The organism is Sphingomonas sp. (assembly GCF_019749955.1).
Classification (GTDB): Bacteria; Pseudomonadota; Alphaproteobacteria; order Sphingomonadales; family Sphingomonadaceae; genus Sphingomonas.
This window is the reverse complement of sequence record NZ_JAIEPC010000076.1, coordinates 1-3926: the sequence shown is the minus strand read 5'-3', so window position 1 is coordinate 3926 and position 3926 is coordinate 1. Positions and strand designations below refer to the sequence as shown.

At 64.5% G+C, this 3926-nt stretch carries 4 protein-coding genes; 3 read left to right on the top strand and 1 reads right to left on the bottom strand.

Going from position 1 to position 3926, the window contains the following annotated elements:
- Nucleotides 1-42 precede the first annotated feature (42 nt).
- The 3 genes from efp to K2W81_RS13555 all read left to right on the top strand — a co-directional run bounded on the left by efp (nt 43) and on the right by K2W81_RS13555 (nt 2017).
- Nucleotides 43-606, top strand: coding sequence for an elongation factor P (gene efp / locus K2W81_RS13565; protein WP_294105207.1), 564 nt, complete (start codon nt 43-45; stop codon nt 604-606).
- 152 nt (nt 607-758) lie between these two features.
- Nucleotides 759-1571 carry an inositol monophosphatase family protein gene (locus K2W81_RS13560; protein ID WP_294105204.1) on the top strand — a complete coding sequence of 271 codons (813 nt, stop codon included), beginning with the start codon at nt 759-761 and terminating at the stop codon, nt 1569-1571.
- A gap of 41 nt (nt 1572-1612) precedes the next feature.
- A complete protein-coding gene (locus K2W81_RS13555) occupies nt 1613-2017 on the top strand; it encodes a VOC family protein (protein ID WP_294105202.1) in 405 nt (134 codons plus the stop codon).
- A gap of 28 nt (nt 2018-2045) precedes the next feature.
- Here the strand turns inward: K2W81_RS13555 and K2W81_RS13550 are convergent.
- Nucleotides 2046-3926 (bottom strand): tetratricopeptide repeat protein (locus K2W81_RS13550; protein WP_294105199.1); only part of this gene is annotated, 1881 nt, incomplete at its 5' end.

Genomic DNA, 3926 nt, shown 5'->3' with positions numbered 1-3926 from the left:
CGGCTACAGCGCATCGCTTGTTTCTAACACGGCGGGACTTCCATGAAAATCAGCGGCGTCGACATTCGCCCCGGCAACATCATCGAATATGAAGGCGGCATCTGGAAAGCGGTGAAAATCCAGCACACCCAGCCCGGCAAGGGCGGCGCCTATATGCAGGTCGAACTCAAGAACCTGATCGATGGCCGCAAGAACAACGTCCGCTTCCGCTCGGCCGAAAGCGTCGAGCGCGTGCGGCTCGACACCAAGGATTTCCAGTTCCTGTTCAAGGACGGCGATGCGCTGACCTTCATGGACAAGGAAAATTACGAGCAGATCACGCTTGATGCGGGGATTCTGGGCGACGCTGCTGCCTTCCTGCAGGACGGGATGGACGTTGTGCTCGAACTTTGGGACGAACGCCCGATTTCGGTCCAGCTGCCCGACACGATTGAAGCGCTGATCGTCGAAGCCGATGCGGTGGTAAAGGGCCAGACGGCGTCGTCGAGCTACAAGCCCGCGCTGCTCGAAAATGGCGTGCGCGTGATGGTGCCGCCGCATATCGGCGCGGGCACGCGGATCGTGGTCGACGTGTACGAACAGACTTATGTGAAGCGGGCGGAATAGGGCCGAGCGGACGAGACAAATAGCGTCGCTATTTGCACGAACCGCCGGCCCGGCCGGCGAGCGACGCTCGACCGACGACACGGGCTTTGCCCGTGGCGCCCGCGGCAATGCCACCCCAACCCCTCCCGCAAGCGGGCGGGGAGGAGAATGAAATGGTTTCCCACTCCGGCCTCATTACCGTTATGGACCGCGCCGCGCGCAAGGCGGCGCCCCGGCTGCGGCGTGACTTCAACGAAGTCCAGCAGCTCCAGGTCAGCCGCAAAGGGCCTGCCGATTTCGTGACGATGGCCGATCAGCGCGCCGAGCAGACGATCTTCGAAGAACTCAGCCACGCGCGCCCCGACTGGGCATTCGTGATGGAAGAGCGCGGCGAAGTCGCGGGCAATCCCGACAAGCCGCGCTTCGTCGTCGATCCGCTCGATGGCACCACCAATTTCCTGCACGGTATCCCGCATTTCGCGATCTCGATCGCCGCCGAGGAGCCGCGCCCGGGCGGCAAGTGGGAAACGATGGCGGCGCTCGTCTATCAACCGCTGACCGACGAAAGTTTTTGGGCGGAAAAGGGCCGGGGGGCATGGCTCACCGACCAGCGGCTGCGGGTGTCGGCGCGGACCGACTTGTCCGAAGCGCTGATCGCGACCGGGATTCCCTTCCTAGGCCATGGCGACTTCGCTGAATGGAGCCGCATCTTCGGCGCGGTCGCACCCGGTGTCGCGGGCATCCGGCGGCTGGGTTCGGCGGCGCTCGATCTGGCCTGGGTCGCGGCGGGCCGCTTCGACGGGTTCTGGGAATCGGGCCTTGCCCGCTGGGATGCGGCGGCGGGGATGCTGCTGGTGCGCGAAGCGGGCGGCTATATCACCGACTATCGCGGCGGCGACAAAATGCACGACCGCCGCGAATATCTCGCGGCGAACGACGCCCTGCATTCGAAGCTGCACAAGCTGGTGGCGAACGCTTTGCGCTGAGCTAATCTGGCTGCATCGCCGCTTCAGCCACGGAGTCACCGATGCCGCAAATGACGGGATGCGTGCCGCTCTTCCAAGTGTTCGACATGCCGACGTCGATCCACTTCTATCGCGATATGTTGGGCTTCGAGATTTACCAGCACGCCCCTGAGGTCGAGACGGCCGAAGGGCGGTTTTTCCATTGGTGCTGGCTACGCAACGGCCCCGTCGAGCTGATGCTCAACACGGCTTATGATTCGAACGAGCGCCCGCCCGAGCCGGATGCCGCGCGTTGGGCGGGGCATGGCGATGTCAGCCTGTCGCTGGGGTGCGCCAATGCGGACGCGGTCCATGCCGAACTGACCGCAAAAGGCATGACGTTGGATCCGCCCCGAACGTCGCCGCATGGTCCGCGCGAATTATACCTTCGCGATCCCGACGGCTACGATCTCTGTTTCCGGAGCTAGCGCTCACGCGACCGCCGTATCACCTTGGTCAGGGCACAATCCCATAAGGGCGATATTCCTCCGCCACCAAGGGCGACATGAAAATCGCGGCGGCGATGTCGCGCTTGCCCTCGGCCGGCTTGCCTTGCCGGTTGAGGACAATGCCCCGCAAATACAGGCTCGACGCCTGATCGGGCCGGGCATTGAGCGCCGCGTCGAGATCGGCGAGCGCGTCGTCGTAACGCTCAAGCCGGAAATAGACGAGCGCGCGGCTGTCGAGCGCTGCCGCCGTCGAATCGCTCAGCTCGATCGAGCGGGTGCAATCCTTGAGCGCTGTGTCGAGCTGTGCGCCCAATTGCGCCTTGATCCAGCAGCGTTCGTTGAGCAGCGACGGGCTGCCCGGCTTCTCCGCGATCGCGGCGTCGATCTGTTTCAATGCCTCGTCGCGCTTGCCCGCGCGGGCGAGAAAGGTGGCCTTGGTCGCCATGTTTTGGGGCCGCGTCTTGCCGCCTTGCGCAATCCCCTGATCGGCGAGCGCAATCGCGGCGTCGCTTTGGCCATGCCGGGCAAGGTAAGCGCCAAGCGCCTGGATCGTGTCCTCCGATGTCGGCTCGAGCGCGGCGGCGGCTTTCAGGTCTTCGAGCGCCTTGGCGTCGAGGCCAAGAATCTCTTCGATCTCGGCGCGCCAGCGATAGCGAGCGGCGTTGGCGGCGAGCTTTACGGCCTGATCAAGATCGGGGAGTGAGGCCTTATAATCATAGACATCGCCCAGGAACCGCGCGCGGTTTTCATAGCCGTTGACCTCGGTCGGGTCGTTGGCAATCGCGGCGGCATAGGCAGCGAGGATCGGTTTGAACCGGCCATCGGTCCGCCCTTGCTGCGCGGTCTCCCAGCGCTCCGGGAGCTTTTCGGGTGCGACAACGGTCAGCAAGCGCGATTTGGCGAGCGCGACCCGGGCGCGGGTTGCCGGAATCGCGTCCGGCGCAACATCGCCGCCGCTGGCCGCGACATCGTCGTGGACGGAGATGACGCCGTTGGCACGGTCGACGCGGCGGTCGATCATGGTCTTGGCCAGCGCGTCCGAAATCGTCGTGTCGCCTTCAAGCGTGAAATCATCCCCGTTGCCGGGCAATTGCAGCTTCACCGTGAGATCGGTGCGCTCGGGCCGACCGGTCGAGACCGGGATTTGCTGCCACGCGGCGCGCGCGCGATCGGGGTCGAAGCTCAGCGTTGAAACGCTCTTGTCGAGCGTCAGGCGCCAGCGCTCATTTTCGCGCGACCACAAGTCCGTCGCGGTCCCGGTGGCATGAATTGTGGCCAGCGCGGCGGCGGGATCATAATCGATCGTATAGGTCCCCAGCACAACATCGCCGCCGACGGCGCTGTCGAGGATTTGCTGGATCGCCTGATTGCGTTGTTCCTTGCTCCCTTGCGTCTTCAACAGACCCAATGCCGCCGCCGTGGGGCCGCGCGACGTGAAGGTCAGGTTGGCGACCGTCGGAAAACCAATGCCGGCGCGCTGATCGAGTTCGATCACGGCGGTCGACCCCGGGCGTTGCGGCACGCGCAGCGGTAGCTCGAGGAGCCCGGCACCGCCGGTCCGAACGGGCAGCCCCCAGCCGATCACCGGCACATCGGCCATATCGTCGAGGCGCGTGCCATTCCCCGTGCCGTCGAGCCAATAGTCGCGGCCGGCGATGGTCGCATGGACAAGCACGTGATTGAACGCCGCCGCGCTCGGCAGCCGCTGCGGCACCAATTCTCCCAATCCGATATGGGCGAGCATCGGCTCCGCTTCGATGTCAAGCGCGCGCAAAATCGCCAACAACAGCAATGTTTTGGCCTTGCAGTCACCGTAGCGCATCGTCCAGGTTTGTTCGGCTGGCTGGGGCACATAATTGCCCTTGTCCAAGCCGTTGTAGAGGTAGCG

Coding starts and splice junctions, on each gene's coding strand:
- efp (WP_294105207.1), top strand. CDS start 43: ATGAAAATCAGCGGCGTCGACATTCGCCCCGGCAACATCATCGAATAT.
- K2W81_RS13560 (WP_294105204.1), top strand. CDS start 759: ATGGTTTCCCACTCCGGCCTCATTACCGTTATGGACCGCGCCGCGCGC.
- K2W81_RS13555 (WP_294105202.1), top strand. CDS start 1,613: ATGCCGCAAATGACGGGATGCGTGCCGCTCTTCCAAGTGTTCGACATG.